Origin of the sequence: Actinoallomurus sp. CA-150999, assembly GCF_050942425.1 — a bacterium.
GTDB lineage: Bacteria > Actinomycetota > Actinomycetes > Streptosporangiales > Streptosporangiaceae > Actinoallomurus.
This window is the reverse complement of the sequence record NZ_CP192063.1, coordinates 1401436-1419146: the sequence shown is the minus strand read 5'-3', so window position 1 is coordinate 1419146 and position 17711 is coordinate 1401436. Positions and strand designations below refer to the sequence as shown.

Annotated in this window: 14 protein-coding genes; 4 read left to right on the top strand and 10 right to left on the bottom strand. The window is 69.5% G+C overall.

The features are described 5' to 3' along the window. Positions 1-33: 33 nt before the first annotated feature. The 4 genes from metG to ACQP2O_RS06760 form a co-directional block, all read right to left on the bottom strand. A complete protein-coding gene (gene metG / locus ACQP2O_RS06775) occupies positions 34-1824 on the bottom strand; it encodes a methionine--tRNA ligase (RefSeq protein ID WP_433180920.1) in 1791 nt (596 codons plus the stop codon). A gap of 117 nt (positions 1825-1941) precedes the next feature. Continuing rightward, positions 1942-3114 carry a CU044_5270 family protein gene (locus tag ACQP2O_RS06770; protein ID WP_433180918.1) on the bottom strand — a complete coding sequence of 391 codons (1173 nt, stop codon included), beginning with the start codon at positions 3112-3114 and terminating at the stop codon, positions 1942-1944. Further along, complete coding sequence (locus ACQP2O_RS06765; protein ID WP_433180916.1) at positions 3111-3665, bottom strand: RNA polymerase sigma factor; 555 nt, start codon at positions 3663-3665, stop codon at positions 3111-3113. Before ACQP2O_RS06765 ends, ACQP2O_RS06770 begins: the two co-directional genes overlap by 4 nt. A gap of 257 nt (positions 3666-3922) precedes the next feature. After that, entirely contained in the window at positions 3923-5290 is a 1368-nt protein-coding gene (locus tag ACQP2O_RS06760; RefSeq protein WP_433180914.1) for a glycosyltransferase family 2 protein, read from the bottom strand. 214 nt (positions 5291-5504) lie between these two features. Here ACQP2O_RS06760 and ACQP2O_RS06755 point away from each other — a divergent pair, with 214 nt between their 5' ends. Continuing rightward, a complete protein-coding gene (locus ACQP2O_RS06755) occupies positions 5505-7103 on the top strand; it encodes a cytochrome b/b6 domain-containing protein (RefSeq protein ID WP_433180912.1) in 1599 nt (532 codons plus the stop codon). A gap of 153 nt (positions 7104-7256) precedes the next feature. Here ACQP2O_RS06755 and ACQP2O_RS06750 read toward each other — a convergent pair whose 3' ends face one another. Further along, positions 7257-7556: a hypothetical protein gene (locus tag ACQP2O_RS06750; RefSeq protein WP_433180910.1), complete on the bottom strand. Its 300-nt coding sequence runs from the start codon at positions 7554-7556 to the stop codon at positions 7257-7259. Positions 7557-7673: 117 nt separating this feature from the next. Further along, on the bottom strand, positions 7674-8522 hold the full coding sequence (gene rsmI / locus ACQP2O_RS06745) for a 16S rRNA (cytidine(1402)-2'-O)-methyltransferase (RefSeq protein ID WP_433180908.1): 849 nt from the start codon (positions 8520-8522) through the stop codon (positions 7674-7676). A gap of 119 nt (positions 8523-8641) precedes the next feature. Here rsmI and ACQP2O_RS06740 point away from each other — a divergent pair, with 119 nt between their 5' ends. After that, entirely contained in the window at positions 8642-10201 is a 1560-nt protein-coding gene (locus ACQP2O_RS06740; protein WP_433180906.1) for a dolichyl-phosphate-mannose--protein mannosyltransferase, read from the top strand. Next, positions 10192-11172, top strand: coding sequence for a magnesium transporter CorA family protein (locus ACQP2O_RS06735; protein WP_433180904.1), 981 nt, complete (start codon positions 10192-10194; stop codon positions 11170-11172). Before ACQP2O_RS06740 ends, ACQP2O_RS06735 begins: the two co-directional genes overlap by 10 nt. Positions 11173-11178: 6 nt before the next feature. On the opposite strand, the gene ACQP2O_RS06730 is transcribed toward ACQP2O_RS06735, so the two are convergent. Together ACQP2O_RS06730 and ACQP2O_RS06725 are read right to left on the bottom strand one after the other, a co-directional pair. Next, positions 11179-12057, bottom strand: coding sequence for an alpha/beta fold hydrolase (locus ACQP2O_RS06730; RefSeq protein WP_433180903.1), 879 nt, complete (start codon positions 12055-12057; stop codon positions 11179-11181). 136 nt (positions 12058-12193) lie between these two features. Next, positions 12194-13135, bottom strand: coding sequence for a threonine/serine dehydratase (locus ACQP2O_RS06725; RefSeq protein WP_433180901.1), 942 nt, complete (start codon positions 13133-13135; stop codon positions 12194-12196). Between the two features lie 213 nt (positions 13136-13348). On the opposite strand from ACQP2O_RS06725, the gene ACQP2O_RS06720 reads away from it, so the two are divergent. Further along, the gene (locus ACQP2O_RS06720) at positions 13349-13768 is read left to right on the top strand and encodes a luciferase family protein (protein WP_433180899.1); all 420 of its coding nucleotides are present in this window, start codon (positions 13349-13351) and stop codon (positions 13766-13768) included. Here the strand turns inward: ACQP2O_RS06720 and ACQP2O_RS06715 are convergent. Next, positions 13759-14895: a glycosyltransferase gene (locus tag ACQP2O_RS06715; RefSeq protein WP_433180897.1), complete on the bottom strand. Its 1137-nt coding sequence runs from the start codon at positions 14893-14895 to the stop codon at positions 13759-13761. The two genes, ACQP2O_RS06720 and ACQP2O_RS06715, sit on opposite strands and share 10 nt — an antisense overlap. Further along, the gene (locus ACQP2O_RS06710; RefSeq protein WP_433180895.1) at positions 14888-17704 is read right to left on the bottom strand and encodes a bifunctional glycosyltransferase/CDP-glycerol:glycerophosphate glycerophosphotransferase; all 2817 of its coding nucleotides are present in this window, start codon (positions 17702-17704) and stop codon (positions 14888-14890) included. The genes ACQP2O_RS06715 and ACQP2O_RS06710 overlap by 8 nt, the downstream gene beginning before the upstream one ends. Between the last annotated feature and the right edge of the window lie 7 nt (positions 17705-17711).

The window sequence follows — 17711 nt, the reverse complement described above, 5'->3', positions numbered from 1 at the left end:
TGCCCTGTGACGCGACGTCGTATGAGCGGTGTGTCAGGCCTGCTCGAGCCGCGCGAGCTCCTCGTCCACGACCGAGGGGTCGAGCTTGGCGAACAGCGGCTTCGGCGGCGCCAGCGGCGTGCCGGCCGTGATCGGGCGCGACTCCCAGCGGGCCTCGGTGTCGTACGACCCGGTCAGGACCGGGTAGTCCGGGCCGCCGTCCTCGGAGACCTCGCGGATCTCCGGGGCGCCGCTCCACTCGCCCTGCCCGCCGAGCATCCGGTGGACCTTCTCCGAGGACGCCGGCAGGAACGGCGTGAGCAGCGACTTGGCGTCGTCGACGAGCTGCAGCGCGACGTGCAGGATCGTCTTCATCCGCTCCGGGTCGTCGTTCTTCAGCTTCCACGGCGCCTGCTCGGACAGGTACTTGTTCGCCTCCGCGACGGTGCGCATCGCCTCGTTCGCGGCGTTCTTGAACCGCGAGCGCGCCAGCTCCGCGCCGACGGCGTCGAACGCCTTGCGTGACCGCTCCATGAGGTCCCGGTCGAGGTCGGTGAGCTCGCCGGCGGCGGGAATCTCGCCGATGTTCTTGGCCGCGAACGAGAGCGAGCGGTTCACCAGGTTGCCCCAGGTGGCGACCAGCTCGTCGTTGTTGCGGCGGACGAACTCCGACCAGGTGAAGTCGGTGTCCTGGTTCTCCGGGCCGGCGACCGCGATGTAGTAGCGCAGCGCGTCGACGTCGTACCGCTCCAGGAAGTCACGGACGTAGATCACGACCTGGCGCGAGGAGGAGAACTTCTTGCCCTCCATGGTCAGGAACTCCGAGGACACCACCTCGGTGGGCAGGTTGAGCTTGCCGAGGGAGCCGGCTGTGCCGCCCTTGTCGCCCTCTCCGTTGTAGCCGAGCAGCATGGCCGGCCAGATCTCGGAGTGGAAGACGATGTTGTCCTTGCCCATGAAGTAGTACGCCTCGGCGTCCGGGCTCTGCCACCAGGCGCGCCAGGCGTCCGGGTCGCCGCTGCGCCGGGCCCACTCCACGGACGCCGACAGGTAGCCGATGACCGCGTCGAACCAGACGTACAGCCGCTTGTCCGGCCGGTCGACCCAGCCCGGCAGCGGCACGGGCACGCCCCAGTCGAGGTCCCGGCTGATCGGCCGGGGCTGCATGTCGTCGAGGAGGTTGCGGGTGAACTTGTAGACGTTCGGCCGCCAGAGCCCCTCCTTGCCCTGCAGCCACGATCCGAGGGTCTCGGAGAACGCGGGCAGGTCGAGGAAGAAGTGCTCGGTCTCGACGAACTTCGGCGTCTCGCCGTTGATGCGGCTCCGCGGGTTGATCAGGTCGATCGGGTCGAGCTGGTTGCCGCAGTTGTCGCACTGGTCGCCGCGCGCCCCGTCGTACCCGCAGATCGGGCAGGTGCCCTCGATGTAGCGGTCGGGCAGGGTGCGGCCCGTGGACGGGGAGATCGCGCCCATCGTCGTCTTCTTGAAGACGTAGCCGTTGTCGTAGAGGCCCTTGAAGATCTCCTGGGCGACGGCGTAGTGGTTGCGCGTCGTCGTCCGGGTGAACAGGTCGTACGACATGCCGAGGCCGTGGAGATCCTGGGCGATCACCCGGTTGTAGCGGTCGGCCAGCTCACGGGCTGACACGCCCTCCTTGTCGGCCTGCACCTGAATCGGCGTGCCGTGCTCGTCGGTGCCGCTGACCATCAGGACCTTGTTGCCCGCCATCCGCTGGTAGCGGCTGAACATGTCGGCGGGCAGCGCGAAACCGGAGACGTGCCCGATGTGGCGGGGCCCGTTGGCGTACGGCCAAGCGGGCGCGGTCAGGATGTGACGGCTGGACATGTGCTAAGCCTACGGGGCACTCGCCGATGACTCATTCCGATACCGACTTTCTCACCTGCGGGCCGAGAGCGTGCGACGCCGGCCCTCGATCGGCGCCGCACGCCCCTCCTCCGCGCGTCAGCCGCGGGCCGGCGCGCCGAGCCGGTCGGTCCAGCCGGAGCCGACCAGAAGGCTGATGCTCGACGGCCGGCCCGCGACCTTTCCTCCGCTGATGTCGTACGTCTCCGACCCCAGGATCTTCGCCGTCTTCGGGTCGAAGATCGTGTGGACCTCCACCTGGTGGGGCTTGCGATCCGAGCCGAGGTTCACGCGCCGCATGGCCAGGGCGACCCCGGGGCGACCGAGCCGGTCGCGGACCTTGCCGACCATGCGGATGCCCGGCTGGGCGGCGAGCAGCCGGTACGCGGCCGCGCGGGTGGCGGGCGTGACCGGGGCGCTGATGACGTTCTCCGCCATCTCACAGATGTAGGCGGTCAGCGCGTTCCGCTGGGTCGCCGGCGCCTTGTTCCAGTCCTGCCGGATCAGTGTCTTGAGCCCGTCCGGCGTGGTCGGCAGTTTCGGCAGGTCCTTCGCCAGCGTGCCCTTCGGCAGCCCGATCTCCAGGAACGGGTCCTGCCCCTCGCGTGAGTCCGCCGAGAAGGGCTTGAAGTCCGTGAGGGAGGGCGAGCCGGCCCGCTTCCACGCCGTCTTGTCGGCCGGTGAGGCGAAGCTCGTCGTGATGTCCCTGTCCACCGTGCGGCTGGTGTCCCCCTGCCGGTACGGGTCCCAGTTCTCCCACGTGATGCTCACGTAGGCCGTGTACGGGTAGTAGGGGCCCGTCCTCGGGCCTCCGTTCGCGCTGACGCCCTTCGGCCTCAGCCCGTTGCCGGGCTGCCTGGCCTGGTCGATCACCTGGGTCCGGGTGTACCAGAAGCGGCCGTGGGTCGCCGCCGGTTCCTTGGCGACGGTCTCGGCGGCGGTCAGCAGCACGGTCTTCACGTCGAGCCTCTGGGGCGGCGCCGTGCCGGGCTTCGACCCGGACACCGCGCCCGGTACGACCGCGGCGCCGAGCGCCACGACCGCGGCCGTCGCACCGGCGAGGAGGAGCACCGGCCGCCGGTTCCGTGCGGGGAGTGCCCGGCGGTCGGTCCGGGCCGGGCGCCGTGCGGTCTCGAGCACCCGGGGCAGGTCCGTGTCGCGGCGCCGCCGGTAGCCGTCCTCGGCCAGTCCCTCGAGCCGGGTGCGGAGCGTGTTCATCGGGTCGACGGTGCGGTTCATTTCGGCTCCTGCGGTCTCGTGCGAACGGCTCATCGGGCCTCCTCGTTGATCAGCGCCATCCGGCCGTGGGCGGCCGGGCGGCTGCGGGAGGACGCGGCGGAGGTCACCTTGGCCAGCCGCTTGCGGGCGCGATGCAGCCGCACCGTGAACGTCGCCGCCGTGCAGCCGAGGACCCGGGCGGCCTGCCGGGGAGTGAGGCCGTACCAGGTCGCCAGCACGAGGGCCTCGACGTCCTTCTCCCCCAGCTCGGCCAGCAGCGCCTTCGCGGCGTCGCGCTCCACGACCTGCTCGGCCACGTCCAGGCCGGTCAGGTCCTGGTCGCCGGCCGCGTCCGCGAGCCGGTCGGTGAGCACCTGCCGCCGGCGTACGGCGTCGTACTGTTTGAAGAGCAGGTTGCGCGCCACTCCGAGCAGCCAGGGCAGCGGTGACTCGGGTAGGTCGTCGAGCCGCCTCCACGCGATCAGGAACACCTCGCTGACGACGTCCTCGGCAGCGCTCTGTTCGGCGCGCAGCAGCGCGTAGCCCAGCACGTTCCGGTAGTACCGGTCGTACAGGGCGGTGAATCTCTCGGCGGGGTCGTTCACTCCTGCCGTCCTTCGCGTCGGTTCCGGTCGGTCGCGAAGTAGTCCCGTACGGCGGACGGCGGATTACACGCCGGGTGAGCCGATCGGCGGATCACACGCCGGCGAGCGCACGCGGTGGCAGGCCCCCGGGGATATCGGGCAACTTAGACGCTGAACATTCCCCAAAAGTCGGGTGAACGCCGGATGCCGCGCGAGCCTTCATTTTCACCACGAAGAAAGCCCCGGCGGATCGCCGGGGCTCCCTTTTAAGACGCTGGTCAGGCGGACTTGTCAGCCTTGTCCTCGTCGCTCGCGTCGGCCTCGGTGGTCGCGGAGACGTCGGCGGTCACGGGCTCGGCGTCGCCGGCTGCTTCCGGGGCGGCGGTGCTCGCGTCGCCCTGCTCCGTCGCGGGCTCGGCGTCCTTGCTCTCGCTCCGGACCTTGTGCGCCGCGGCGTCGACGACGTCGGCGGCCTCGTCCGCCGGGTCGGTCACCGGCGGGTGCGACCGGCGGCGGATGTCGAGGATGCTGACGAACAGCGACGCGAAGATCATCTGGAAGCTCATGATGAGCGCGGTGGCGGCGGGCACGACGATGCGCAGCGAGTGCCGGGGATCGAGCTGCCCGAAGCTGTGCACCTGCCAGTGGAACAGCGAGGCGACCAGCCCGACGAGACCGGCGAGCGCGAGCAGCCCACCGACGACGAGACCGCGTTCCAGGCTCCAGGAGTCGATGATGCGCTGCACCCGTTTGTCATGGGGAAGGAAGCCTTCCTCCATGGCATAGACCTTGGTCAGCAGCGCGAAGATCACCGCTTGGAAGCCGATCACCAGCGCCGCCGAGGCGCCGACGAGGGTGTCGACGTCGAAGGCGACCTCGCCGAACCGGATCGGCCCGGCGGACAGGGCGACCCCCGCCACGAGACCGAGCACCATCATGATCAGGCCGGGGATCAGGAACAGCCAGCGCGGGCTGTAGAGCGCCAGGAAGCGCAGGTGGCGCCAGCCGTCACGCCAGGTGCTGAGGTGCGGCGGCCGCGACCGGCCGTCGGGCGACAGCGTGGTCGGGACCTCGCGGATGTCGTACTTGGCGAGAGTGGAGCGGACCACCATCTCGCTGGCGAACTCCATGCCGCCGGTCTGCAGCTCCAGCCGCAGGATCGAGTCGCGGCGGAACCCGCGCAGCCCGCAGTGGAAGTCACCGATCTTGCTGCGGAAGAACAGCCGGCCGATGAAGCTCAGCACCGGGTTGCCCAGGTACTTGTGCAGCGGGGGCATGGCGCCGGGGGCGATGCCGCCCTTGAACCGGTTGCCCATGACGAGGTCCGCGCCGTCCCGCAGCTGCTCCAGGAACGGCATCAAGCTGGTGAAGTCGTAGGAGTCGTCGGCGTCACCCATCACGACATAGGTGCCGCGCGCGGCCCGGATGCCGCCCATCAGGGCGTTGCCGTACCCCTTGCTGGAAACGGGCACGACACGGGCACCCGCGTCACGGGCCAGTTGCCGGCTGCCATCAGTACTGCCGTTGTCGGCGATGATGACCTCGCCGTCGACACCATGCTCTTCGAAGAAGCCGAGGGCCTTACGAACACAGGTCTCGACGGTCTCCGCCTCGTTCAAGCACGGCATCACTACGGAGAGTTCCACGTCGTGTCCTCCATCACCCCGCAGCACTGGCTTGGGGGTTTTTCGACTAACCTCGTCGTGTTCCGACAAGTGGCGCGTGTTATCCATGATGCCTGCAGACGAGCGACCTCGTGTTGCAAAGTCGCAACCTTTAACTCCACATGGAGAGCTGGTGCGACGGCAGGCTGGGGATATCAGGATAGGGGCTGTGGGGTCCAGGAAGGTCGGTCCGGACTTGACGAACGCCGGAGAGCGGGGCGGGGCTTCCGTGGTGACCGGTGGGCGATCCGATGAGGAATCGCAGGTCACAACGGTTGATGAGCAGGTGGCAGAAGAGGCGCCGGTCGTTCGCGGATCGGGGCTGTGGGCGCTCATGCGCCGGCACAAGATTTTTACAGTGGTGCTCGCGGCGGGCGCGCTGCTCCGGATGATCGCCACGCTGGGATACCGGCCGGCGTCCTGGTTCAACGATTCTTTCGATTATCTTCATGTTGCGATCAGCCCGTATCCACATGCGATCCGGCCGGACGGCTACTCGGGCATGCTGTGGATCTTGAAGCCGTTCCACAGCTTCATGCTCGTCGCGACGATCCAGCACCTCATGGGTCTGGCCTCCGCGGTCATGATCTACGCCGTGCTGCGCAAGAGGTTCGGGCTGCCGGGGTGGGGGGCGAGCCTGGCGACGGTGCCGTTGCTGTTCGACGGGTACCAGATCCAGCTCGAGCACCTGATCCTTTCCGACACGCTGTTCGGCTTCCTGCTCGTGTCGATCGTCACACTGCTGCTGTGGCACGGCCGGGAGCTGACGTGGAAGGTCGGCGCTCTCGCGGGGCTGCTGCTGGGGCTCGCCACGCTGACGCGTACGGTCGGCACGCCCGTGCTGGCCGCCGTGGTGGTCTACTTCGTGGTCCGGCGGGTCAAGTGGCGGGTGATCGCGGCCACCGTCGTGGTCTGCGCGCTGCCGCTGGCCGCCTACGCCGGATGGTTCTGGTCGTACTACGGCAAGCCGGGCATGACCATGAGCAGCGGCGTGTTCCTCTACGCGCGGGTCTCGGCGTTCGCGGACTGCAACAAGATCAAACCGCCGGTGACCGAGTACGCCCTGTGCAAGAACAACAAGACCTCGCACACGCCGCTGGTCTTCTCCCAAGACGCCATCTGGGACCGCAACTCGCCGTTCCACCGCATTCCGGCGGCGCGGTTCACCGATTATCAGAACCAGCTCGCCAGCGACTTCGCCAAGCGCGCGATCATGGCGCAACCCTTGGACTATCTGAAGGTCGTCGGAAAGGACTTTCTTTTCACGTTCCACTGGAAACGGACCGTCTTCCCGGACCGCGCGACCTACGAGATGTATCAGTTCGGTACGAAGTCTGCCGCCCTGCCGACGTGGCGGATGAGCAGGGACCGCACGGCCGCCTCGGAGGCGCGCACCTACGAGCAGGGCGACGCCCGCACCGACATCGTCGACCCGTACGCCAGGATCATCCGGACCTACCAGCGGCACGTCCACCTGCCCGGCACGCTCGTGGGCGGCATCCTCATCGTCGGCCTGGCCGGGCTGATCCCGCTGTGGCGGCGGTGGGGCGGCGCCGCGCTCCTGCCCTGGATCACGGCGACCGGCCTGCTGCTCGTGCCGCCGGCCACCGCCGAGTTCGACTACCGGTACGTCCTGCCGACCGTGCCGCTGGCCTGCATCGCGGCGGCGATCACCTTCTCCGCCGAGCCTCGCCGGAAGCTGGCCCGGGTGGCCCGCCGCCGCGGCGGCTCGTCGGACGGGTCCGACGCGGCGGACACGGATTCCTCCTCATCCGGCGAGGCGGTGCCGGCGTAGGGCTCATCTCAAAGCCCCCGTCCGCGCTGCGGACGGGGGCTTTGAGGCAGGCCCTGGGGCGTGTGTCCCGTGCCCCTGCCGCGTACCCGGCGGCGGTGCGACGCGCGGCGGCGCAGGGCCGCCGCGCGTCGGACGGGGACACGCCCCGGTCGATCAGTAGGCGTGGAGCCGGCGGAGCTTGAAGATCATCTCCAGCTCACCGTGGCGCTGCGGCGGGACGGCCTGGCTCCGCGGCCGGCCCGGAGGGAGGATCTTGACGTCGTACGTCCCGCAGGACGGGCAGAACAGCTCCGCCCACGGGGACGTGCAGCGGTGACCGTTGCGTCGGTAGTAGACGACCTCGCCGCCATGCCCGTCGGCGCAGTGCCCGACCTCGAATTCCTCGTGCCATTCGTGCAAACACGCCAGGCACTCATAGGTCCACGTCTCGGGTGAGATCATGGATTCGTGCATGTGCGTCACCCCCGGGGGAATCGGCGTACGCGCGTGAAATGCGCACCCAAGTTATCTTTCCCCACCAAGTGACGCTTTGCGTACGGCCGCACACCCAAAAAGAACGTCAAATAACGGTCAATGATCCGCTTTACGGGCGACGACGGCGTCATAGAGCTCCCGCTTCGGGACCCCGTGCTCCCGCGCCACATCACCGATCGCCTGCTTACGCTGCACCCCGTCGCCCACCCGGCGCTCCACCTCCGCCGCGAGCTCGGCGAGGTCGACCTCACCCACCCGCTCGGGCGCTCCCGCGACGACCAGCGTGATCTCCCCACGCACGCCGTCGGCCGCCCATTCCGCCAGCTCGCCCAGCGGTCCCCGGCGCACCTCCTCGTACGTCTTCGTCAGCTCCCGGCACACCGCGCCGCGCCGGTCGGACCCGAGGGCGGTGGCCATCGCCGCCAGCGTCGCGGCGAGCCGGTGCGGCGCCTCGAAGAACACCATCGTGCGCGCCTCGCCGGCGAGGGCCCGCAGCCGCGCGGCCCGCTCCCCCGCCTTGCGGGGCAGGAACCCCTCGAAGCAGAACCGGTCACTGGGCAGCCCCGAGATGACCAGCGCCGTCGTGACCGCGGACGGTCCGGGAAGGACGGTGACCGGCACCTCCGCCTCCACCGCCGCCGTGACGAGGCGGTAGCCGGGGTCGGAGACCCCCGGCAGCCCCGCGTCGGTGACGACGAGCACGTCGTGCCCGGCCCGCAGCTCGTCGAGGAGCTCGACGGCGCGGGCCCGCTCGTTGACGTCGTAGTACGACACGACGCGGCCGGTCGGGGAGACGTCCAGATCGGCGGCCAGCCGGCGGAGCCGCCGGGTGTCCTCCGCGGCGATGATGTCGGCGTCCGCGAGGGCCGTGCGCAACCGCGCCGACGCGTCCTCCGCTCGTCCGATCGGTGCGGCGGCCAGCGTCAGCGTCCCTGAGTTCTCCACGTCTCCATCTTCGAGCACAGGCGGCCGTGAGGCGGTCCTCGGTCGGCTCCAGAACGCTCCATGACCGTGAAGTGCGCGAATACTACGGCTGTCGCCCGTACGATGTCGGGGTGGTGGCGATGACAGGAATCGAACCCGAAGCCCGGCCCGAGCAGCGCAGGAGACCACCCTCACTGCGCCAGTGGCTCACGCCCGGCATGCCCGGCAACAAGCTGATGGGGTGGCTGGGCCCGCTGGCCGTGACCATATTCGCGGGCGTGCTGCGATTCTGGAATCTCGGCAAACCCAGAGCCGTGATCTTCGACGAGACGTACTACGCGAAGGACGCGTACGCGCTGTTGAAGTTCGGGTACGAGCACAACACGGTCAAGGACGCCGACAAGTTCCTGCTCCAGGACCCACAGAACCTCCACATCTTCTCCCCGGGCGGCAGCTTCATCGCGCACCCGCCCGCCGGCAAGTGGATCATCGCCATCGGTGAGTGGCTGTTCGGCATGACGCCGTTCGGCTGGCGCTTCTCGGCCGCGCTGATCGGCACCCTGTCGGTGCTGATCCTCGCGCGGGTCGCCCGGCGGATGACGCGGTCGACGCTGCTCGGCATGGCCGCCGGGCTGCTGCTCGCGCTGGACGGCATGCACCTGGTCACGAGCCGCACGGCGATCCTCGACGTCTTCGTGATGTTCTGGATCCTGGCCGGGTTCGCGTGCATCGTCATCGACCGGGACGTCTCCCGGGCCCGGCTCGCCCGAAAGATCGCCGAACGCGGTGACGACGACGGCTTCGGCCCGTTCGTCATGCACTGGTGGCTGATCCCGGCGGGGCTCTGCCTCGGCACGGCCACCGCGACGAAATGGACCGGCCTGTACTACATCGCGGCGTTCGGCGCCCTGACGTTCGTCTGGTCGATCGGCGCCCGCCGGGCCGCGGGGGTGCAGCGCCCGTACGCCGGAGCGCTCGCCCTGGAGGCCATTCCCGCGTTCCTGTCCATGGTCGTACTGAGCGTCATCACCTATGTCGCCTGGTGGAGCGGCTGGATCTTCAACGCCGGCGGCTGGGGCCGCGGCAACGTCGCGTCCAACCCGGTGACCGCGTTCTTCCAGGCGATGCCCCGGCTGTGGGACTACCACAAGCAGATGTGGCACTTCCACACCACGCTCACGGTCAAGCACGACTACCAGTCCTGGCCGTGGAACTGGCTGGTCCTCAAACGACCGGTGGCCTTCTACTACACCCAGCCGTCCGGCTGCGGCGCCCCCACCTGCTCGCGCGAAGTGCTCGACATCGGCACCCCGGCCATCTGGTGGGTGTCCATCATCACGATGCTCGTACTGGCCGCCTGGTGGCTGGTGCACCGCGACTGGCGGGCCGGCGTCACGCTCCTCGGATTCCTGGCCGGCTGGGTGCCGTGGTTCTACTACGGCCTGAACCACCGCACGATGTTCCTGTTCTACGCCACGCCGATGCTGCCGTTCATGGTGCTGTCCATCGTGCTGGTGATCGGACTGATCATCGGCCCGGCCACCGCACTCCCGGCACGCCGGGTGTTCGGCTCCGCGATCACCGGCGCGTACGTCCTCACGGTGCTGGCCAACTTCTACTACCTCTATCCCGTGCTGGCGGGCCAGATCGTGAGCTATGACTCCTGGCACGCCCGCATGTGGTTCTCCTCATGGATCTGAAACCGCGGACCAGGGTCTGGCGTAAGGGACGGCTGGAGGCGGAGGACTTTCCGGCCGACCTGATCAGCGACTACCTCGAAGAGCCGGACACCGTCGTCTGGCTGGACCTGTGCGCGCCGGACACCGAGGGCCTCGGCCTCATCACCGAGGAGCTCGGCCTGTCCCCGCTCGCCGTCGAGGACGCGGTCAGCCACCACGAGCGGCCCAAGCTCGACCGGTACGACGGCCACCTGTTCCTGAACGCCTACTCCGTCCACCTCTCCGCCGACGGCACGAAGCTGGACAAGCAGGAGATCTCCGCGTTCATCACGAAGCGGGCGCTGGTGACCGTACGCGGCGACGAGAGCTTCGACCTCGACGGGCTCCTTCAGCGCTGGGACGGCTCGCCGGACCTCGCCCAGTACGGCGTGGCCTACCTCCTGCACGGGCTGCTCGACCTGATCGTCGACGGGCACTTCGAGGCGGTGCAGGCGCTCGACGACCAGATCGACGGCCTCGAGGAGGACCTCTTCGCCGGGCACATGCCCGACACCGGCACACAGCAGCGGAGCTACCAGCTGCGCAAGAGCCTCGCCCTGATGCGCCGGGTCGTCCTGCCGATGCGGGAGGTCGTCAACAGCCTGCTCCGGCGCGACCTGGAGATCGTCCCCGCGCCGATGACGCCGTACTACCAGGACGTCTACGACCACGTCCTGCGCGCCACCGACTGGACCGACAGCCTGCGCGACGTCGTGACGAGCCTGCAGGAGACCCGCATCGCCATGCAGGGCAACTACCTGAACCTCGTGATGAAGAAGCTCACCGGCTGGGCGGCCGTCATCGCCGTCCCCACCGCCATCACCGGCTTCTACGGCGAGAACGTCCCGTACCCGGGCTTCGGGAAGCAGTGGGGCTTCGCATCGAGCATCGTGATCCTCGTCGTCACCGGAATCGCCCTCTACATCGTCTTCCGCAAACGCGACTGGATCTGAGCGAGGTCAGGCCGCGAAGAAGCGGCGGAGTTCGGGGGCGACGGCGGCCGGCTTCCCGGCCGGGCCGTCGGGTCCGGCGTCGGCGGTGCCGCCGTGGTCGAGGCCGGGCAACTCGACGCGGGTGCTGTTGGGGATCGTCGCGTCGAGCGCGTCGAGAGCGGGCTTGATCCACGACAGCCCCTTGCTGCCGCCCAGCAGCAGGACCTCGGTGGTGAGGTCGGCGTAGTGGTCCAGGGTGCCGGCCATCTCCCGGACCAGGCGGCCCTCGTACCCGAGCGTGGAAGCGAGGCTGCGCATGGTCGGCTCGCCGGCCGCGGCCTTCTTGTCCTGGCTCTTCAGGACGGCCTTGGTCAGCAGGGTCATCAGGCCGTGTGGGAAGAACGCCGGAGGGCCCAGCCGCAGACCCATCATCGCCGTGACCAGGGCCGCGGCGACCTTGCCGGCGGCGATCTCCTGGTCGTACCGCGCCAGCCAGGACGACAGGTCCTCGCCGCCCACGACCAGCGCGGGCTCGTACACGGCCACCCTGCGGATGCCGGGCAGGGTACGAGCGGCCTCGAGCGCGATCAGGCCGCTGGCGCTGACGCCGAACAGGTCACGGGCGCCGGTCACCTCCAGGACCGCGGCCACGTCGTCCAGTTCGGTACGGATGCCGAAATCGTCAGCCGCGGGATAGGGACCGCTCTGCCCGCGTCCGCGCCGATCGGGGAGATACAGGGTGAACCGGTCGGCCAGCAACGCGGCCAGCCCCAGGTGGCTGCCCGACCACTGCATGGAGCCGTGCAGCAGCACCAGGCCAGGCCCGTTGCCGAGGGTACGGAACCCGATCCGCGTGCCGTCGGCGGAGATCACGTGGTCGGTCTTGTACGAGATGCTGCTGGTCACGGGGGGCTCTCCTAGGTCATCCACGGGGCCGGGTACCCCCGTTCATCATTCGACCCCAGTAAAGATCCAGGACCGACCGCCTGTCAATACTCTCTAATATAGAGAAATAATCGAGCTTCGGTCTCGCGACCAGGATTCACTCTGTGGCGGTCAGAGTTCCACGTTCCGTCAGGTCGGACGGGTCGGTGTTGGCACCGCAGCAGATGACGGCGAGGCGCTCTCCCGGGCTCGGACGGTAGGCGCCGGTCAAGAGGGCGGCGTAGGCCGCGGCGGTGCCGTGTTCCAGGACGAGGTGGTAGCGGCGCCACAGGTCACGGCGGGCCGCGATCACGTCCTCGTCGCCGACCAGGAGGGACGTCACGTCGGTGCGGCGGGCGACGGCGAAGGCGATCTCGCCGATGCGGCGGGCGCCCAGGGAGTCGGCCGCCACGCCCGAGACCTCGACGTCGACCGGCTCGCCGGCCGCCAGTGCGGCGTTCAGGGAGGCGCAGCCGTGCGGCTCGACGGCGATGACGCGGGATCGACCCTCCAGCGCGGCGGCGATCCCGGCCATGAGCCCGCCGCCTCCGACCGCGACGAGGACCGTGTCGACACCGCCGGTCTGCTCCTCCAGTTCTAGCGCGAGGGTGCCCTGGCCGGCGCAGATCTCCGGCTGGTCGTACGCGTGGCAGAACAGCGCGCCGGTATCGGCGACCCGCTTGGTGGCGGCGTCGTACGCCTCCGCGTACTCGCGGCCCACCTGGACGACGGCGGCGCCGAGCGCCCTGAGCCCGGCCACCTTGACGGCGGGTGCGGTCTCGGGGACGTAGACCTCGGCGGGGACGCCGAGCTCACGGGCGGCGTACGCGACGGCCAGCCCGGCGTTGCCGCCGGAGGCCGCGACCACGCCCACGCCCGGCAGGCCGCCCTGCTCGGCGGCGGCGACGATGCGGTTGAACGCCCCGCGCGCCTTGAACGAGCCGGTGTGCTGGAGCTGCTCCAGCTTCAGCCATCGGTCGCCGTCCGCGAAGACCGGTGTCGTGCGTACCCGGGAGCCGATCCGGGCCCTGGCCGCTTCGACGTCGCTGCGAGAGATCACCCGTCCACCGTACGACCCCCCTGGAAGATCGAGGCAGGCGATCCTCCATTACCCCGGAAGAGGGCCGCCGAGCGTCACGACGGCGGCGGGAAGGTGAAGAGAACGGTAAACCGCTTGATAACGATTGAGGCGCGAGCCCTTATGGGAACAGGGGTGGCACGGGATCCTGGGACCGTGACAGGCCCTCCGAAAAGCCGGAGTACAGCCGAACGAGTGGCCGCACAACTGACGGCGTGGCCCGGGTTGGACACCGGTCGTCCATCGTGCGGCGTCGGCCGAGGATTCGCGTTCCACGGCACCCAGGTTCTTCATCTGCACACCGGTGACGAGGCCGATCTGCGGCTCACCCGGCCGTTCATCGACCGGCTCGACCAGGTGCTCGCCGAGTCCGGTCAGATCGTTCTCCGGCCGGGCGACGACTGGGTGACCGTGCGCCTCGACACCGACACCGCGGGCTCGCTGCTGATCACCCTGATCAGCCTGGCGATCCAGGCCGTGGAGGAGCGGGCGTCCCCTGCCCGCCCCTGCACCTGGGAGCGGCCGAAAAGCGCCGAGCGGACCTTAGCGGCCGGTACACGGGAACGCTCCCTGCCCCGGCCGCTGCGTCGGCTGCGTCCGCTCCGTCAGCGGTAGACGAGGGAGAACAGGCGCTCCCAGCGGTCGACGACCACGTCGGCCGAGAACCGCTGCACCGACTGCCGGCCCGCCTCGCCCATCTTGGCGCGCAGGTCCGGGTCGTCCATGAGGCGTTCGAGCGCCTCGGCGAACTCCGCGACGTTGCCCGGTGTGACGAGGATGCCGTCGACCTCGTGCGTGATGAGCTCGCGGACGCCGGGTGCGCTGTCGAAGGCGACGACGGGCAGGCCGTACGCCATGGCCTCCAGGATGCCCATCGGGAAGCCCTCGCTCCGCGACGGCAGCGCGTAGATCGAGGCGTTGGTCAGGGCGCCCTGGATGTCGGAGGTCGTGCCGGGCATCTCGATGGTGACGCCGAGTTCGCCGGCCTTGGCGCGCAGCGCCTCCTCCTCCGGTCCGGAGCCGTACAGCCGCAGCCGCCACGTCGGCGGGCGGTTCGGCGAGGGACTGGTCCGCGCGCGTTCGGTGATCTTGGCCCAGGACTCCAGGAGCATGTCCTGGCCCTTCTCGAAGGACAGCCGGCCGAGGCCCACGATGACGGGCACGGTGAGGTCCGGGAAGGCCGTGGGCGTGACGTGCAGCGGGTTGGGCATCACGTCGGCGTTGGACATCCCGGCGCGGGCCCAGGAGTCGGCGTCCTCGGTGGTGAGCACGCAGAGCCGGTCGACGTCGGCGAAGTAGCGCTGCACCCGGGGGAAGCGGGAGGAGCCCTTCGTCGCGGCGTACGACTCGTGGCTCATGCCGATGACCGGCATCCCGGCGGTGTCGGCGAGGGCGACCCACTCCATGGCCCAGACCTGTGCGGCGATGACGATCCCGCCGGGCCGGGCGGCGCGGAACAGGGCGGTGAGCTTCGCGGCGCCCTGGCGCTGGGCGGCGACGCGCCGCAGCTCGCGGATGCGGCCGCCCTTGCGGGGCGGTGGCGGGGTCTCGTGCAGGGTGTGCAGCTCGTACGGCAGGTCGCGACCGTAGTCGTGGACCTCCTCGGCGTGCGTGACGCCGATGATGTGCACCCGGTGGCCGCGTTCGGTGAACAGCCGGCCGACGTGGTGGGCCCAGCGCTGGAGGCCGCCGAGCTCCTCGTGGTTGTTGCAGACGATGAAGATGTCGCGCGATTCAGCCATTGCCGTTTCCCGTGAAGAAGCGTGCGACGACCTGCTTGGCGGCCGTTCCCTGGTCGTATTCGCCGAACTTCTCGACGAAGGCGTGGCGCTGCTTGGCGTACGTGTCGCGGTCGAGGTCGCGCAGCGCCGCGAAGAGCTCGTCGGGCTCGGCGACCACGGGGCCGGGCGCGTGCTCCTTGAGGTCGAAGTACGAGCCGCGGGAGTGGGTGTAGTCGTCGAGGTCCGGCGCGAAGAACACCATCGGCCGGTCGAGCAGCGCGTAGTCGAACATGATCGACGAGTAGTCCGTGATCAGTGTGTCCGTGAGCAGCAGCAGCGAGCTGACGTCGTCGACGTCCATGACGTTGCGGACGGTACCGCTCAGGCTGGGCGGCACGACGACGGTGTTGAGGTAGTGCGGCCGGACGAGGAGGATGTGGGTCTCGCCGAGCTCGTGGGCGAAGCGCTCGAGGTCGAACGGCATCTCCAGGCGCTTCTCGGGCCGGCCCTTCTCGTCGGTGCGGAAGGTCGGGGCGTACAGCACGACCTTGCGCCCGTCGGTGAGCTTGAGCTTCTTGCGCAGCGCGGTGGGGTCCTCGCCATTGATGAGGGCGTCGTTGCGGGGGTAGCCGCTGCGGATGAGCTCGGCGCGGACCCCGAGGCCCTTGACGAGGGTCTGGGCGTCCTGCTCGGTGCGGATCAGGAAGTGGTCGAAGCGGTCGACCATCTCCTGCAGGCGGGCCCGCTGCGCGCGGGTGCCGCGCTTGGTCTCCGGCGCGTCGACGCCCATGAGCTTGTACGCCGAGCCGTGCCAGGTCTGGATGTAGGTGGTCTGCGGGCGTTTGACGGCCTCGCGCGGGAAGCCTTGGTTATCGACCCAGTAGCGGGCCCGGGCCAGGGCGAGGTAGTACGACCAGGAGCCCCGGCGCACGAGCTTGGCGTCCTTCGGGTAGCCGCTCGGGCTACCGGCGTACGACCAGATCGCGGTGTACTTCGCGCCGGACTTGCGCAGCTCCTCGTAGATGTACTTCGGGCTGTCGGAGTACTGCTTGCCGAGGTGGCTCTCGAAGACGATGGTGTCCCGGCGGATCGGCAGGCGGATGAGGAACCTGTTGTAGACCGACATCTTGGTGCTGCGGCGGGTGAAGACGTCGCGCAGCGACTTCTCGCTCCGCAGCAGGCCGACCCACCAGCGCCGCCCGCGCCCGCTGGAGGTGAACCCGCGCAGGGCGGTGAGGAACGCGCGGGCGATGCGTCCGTGGGCGACGAGCCGGAACGACAGCTCACCGGACTCCGGGACGTACGCCTCCAGGTGGTCGCCGGCCAGCCGCGTCAGGCGCGGCCGTACGGGAAGGGCGATGTCGTCCATGGCGTGGTCGGCGAAGAGCCGGATGATGAGCTCCTCGTCGCCGACCGTCAGCCGCAGCCGCAGGCCCCAGCTCTGGTCGACGAAGCCGAGCGGCCGGATGTCGCGCTGGGGCCAGACGTCGGCGTCCCAGTGGATGCGGCCGCCGGTGTGGGTGACCGTCGCGGGCACGGAGAAGAACCGGCCCTTGCGGCTGCGGTCGCGGATCTCCAGGCGCGCCTTGAGCTTCGCGTCGGCGGCGATCCGGCCGAGCGGGTTCACGATGTCGCCGGTCAGCCGGTACGTCGCGCCGGTGCGCTCGATGCCGGTGAGGGAGCCGCCGGGGTTGAGGCTCTTGAGCGGCAGGGAGTGGATGCCGAGGTCGGTGACGTCGAGGACCTGACGGCCGTCCTCGGTGTCGAGGTGGTCCGCCGACCAGTAGATGCGGCCGTCGTGCTCGACGAGCGGGGCGGTCAGCCGGGGCTTGGCGCCCTTGCGGGGCACGTAGTCGGCCGCCGAGACGGCGCCCTCGATGTCCCCGTTTATGATCATGAAGCCGATGATGGCCTGCAGCTCGTGGGCCTCCTCGAACGCACGGGGGTCGAGGGTGCTCATGTAGTCGCGGGCCAGGTCGACGAACGCCTCGCGGTACTCCGCGCTGCGACTGCGCAGGCCGCGGATGTACAGCAGCAGGTCGTGGTTGAGGAACTTGATGTCCTTGCGGAGCTTCAGGTCGTCGGCGCCGTACCGCGCGTACACCGCGTCGATGCGCCGGAAGATCTCCAGCCGGTCGGCGAAGTTGCGGACCTCCGCGCGCTGGTTGGTGATCGAGAGCGTGACGGCGTTCTCGTAGGTCATCCAGTTGTAGACCCGGTGCGGGATGATCGCGATCATCCGCGCGGCGAGGTACGCCTGCGTGCTGAACAGCAGGTCCTCGTAGTGCAGCCGCTCGACGAAGCGCAGCCCCTCGCGGTCGAGGAAGTCCCGCCGGTACAGCTTGTTCGTGGACAGCGTGTCGTACAGCAGCTCCGGCCGCTCCCGCACCGAGGCGTAGACAGCCCGGTCGCGGTACACACCGCGGTACCAGGCGCGCTCCTCGCCCTTGTCGGGGAACACCCGCCAGCAGCATCCCGACACCAGCTCCGCGCCGGTCTGCTCCGCCGTGGCGACCATGTTGCGGCAGGCGTGCGGGTCGAGGGTGTCGTCGCTGTCGAGGAACATCAGGTACGTGCCGCGCGCCACCTCGATGCCGTCGTTGCGCGGCTGCCCGCAGCCTCCGGAGTTGTCCTTCCGATGCACGACCCGGATCCGGTGCGGGTTCTCCGCCACCAGCGAATCGGCGACCTGCGCGGTCGCATCGGTGCTGGCGTCGTTGACGATCACACACTCGACGTCGCGATGCGATTGGTCGAGCACGGACCGCACAGCGGTAGGCAGGCGATCGGCGTCGTTGTAGACGATCACGATCACGCTGACGTCTGTCATGCTGCAG

Bases quoted from the DNA above. Each gene is read 5' to 3' on its own strand.
- ACQP2O_RS06740 (WP_433180906.1), top strand. From the start codon at position 8,642: ATGACAGGAATCGAACCCGAAGCCCGGCCCGAGCAGCGCAGGAGACCA.
- ACQP2O_RS06715 (WP_433180897.1), bottom strand. From the start codon at position 14,895: ATGGCTGAATCGCGCGACATCTTCATCGTCTGCAACAACCACGAGGAG.
- ACQP2O_RS06750 (WP_433180910.1), bottom strand. From the start codon at position 7,556: ATGCACGAATCCATGATCTCACCCGAGACGTGGACCTATGAGTGCCTG.
- metG (WP_433180920.1), bottom strand. From the start codon at position 1,824: ATGTCCAGCCGTCACATCCTGACCGCGCCCGCTTGGCCGTACGCCAAC.
- ACQP2O_RS06710 (WP_433180895.1), bottom strand. From the start codon at position 17,704: ATGACAGACGTCAGCGTGATCGTGATCGTCTACAACGACGCCGATCGC.
- ACQP2O_RS06770 (WP_433180918.1), bottom strand. From the start codon at position 3,114: ATGAGCCGTTCGCACGAGACCGCAGGAGCCGAAATGAACCGCACCGTC.
- ACQP2O_RS06735 (WP_433180904.1), top strand. From the start codon at position 10,192: ATGGATCTGAAACCGCGGACCAGGGTCTGGCGTAAGGGACGGCTGGAG.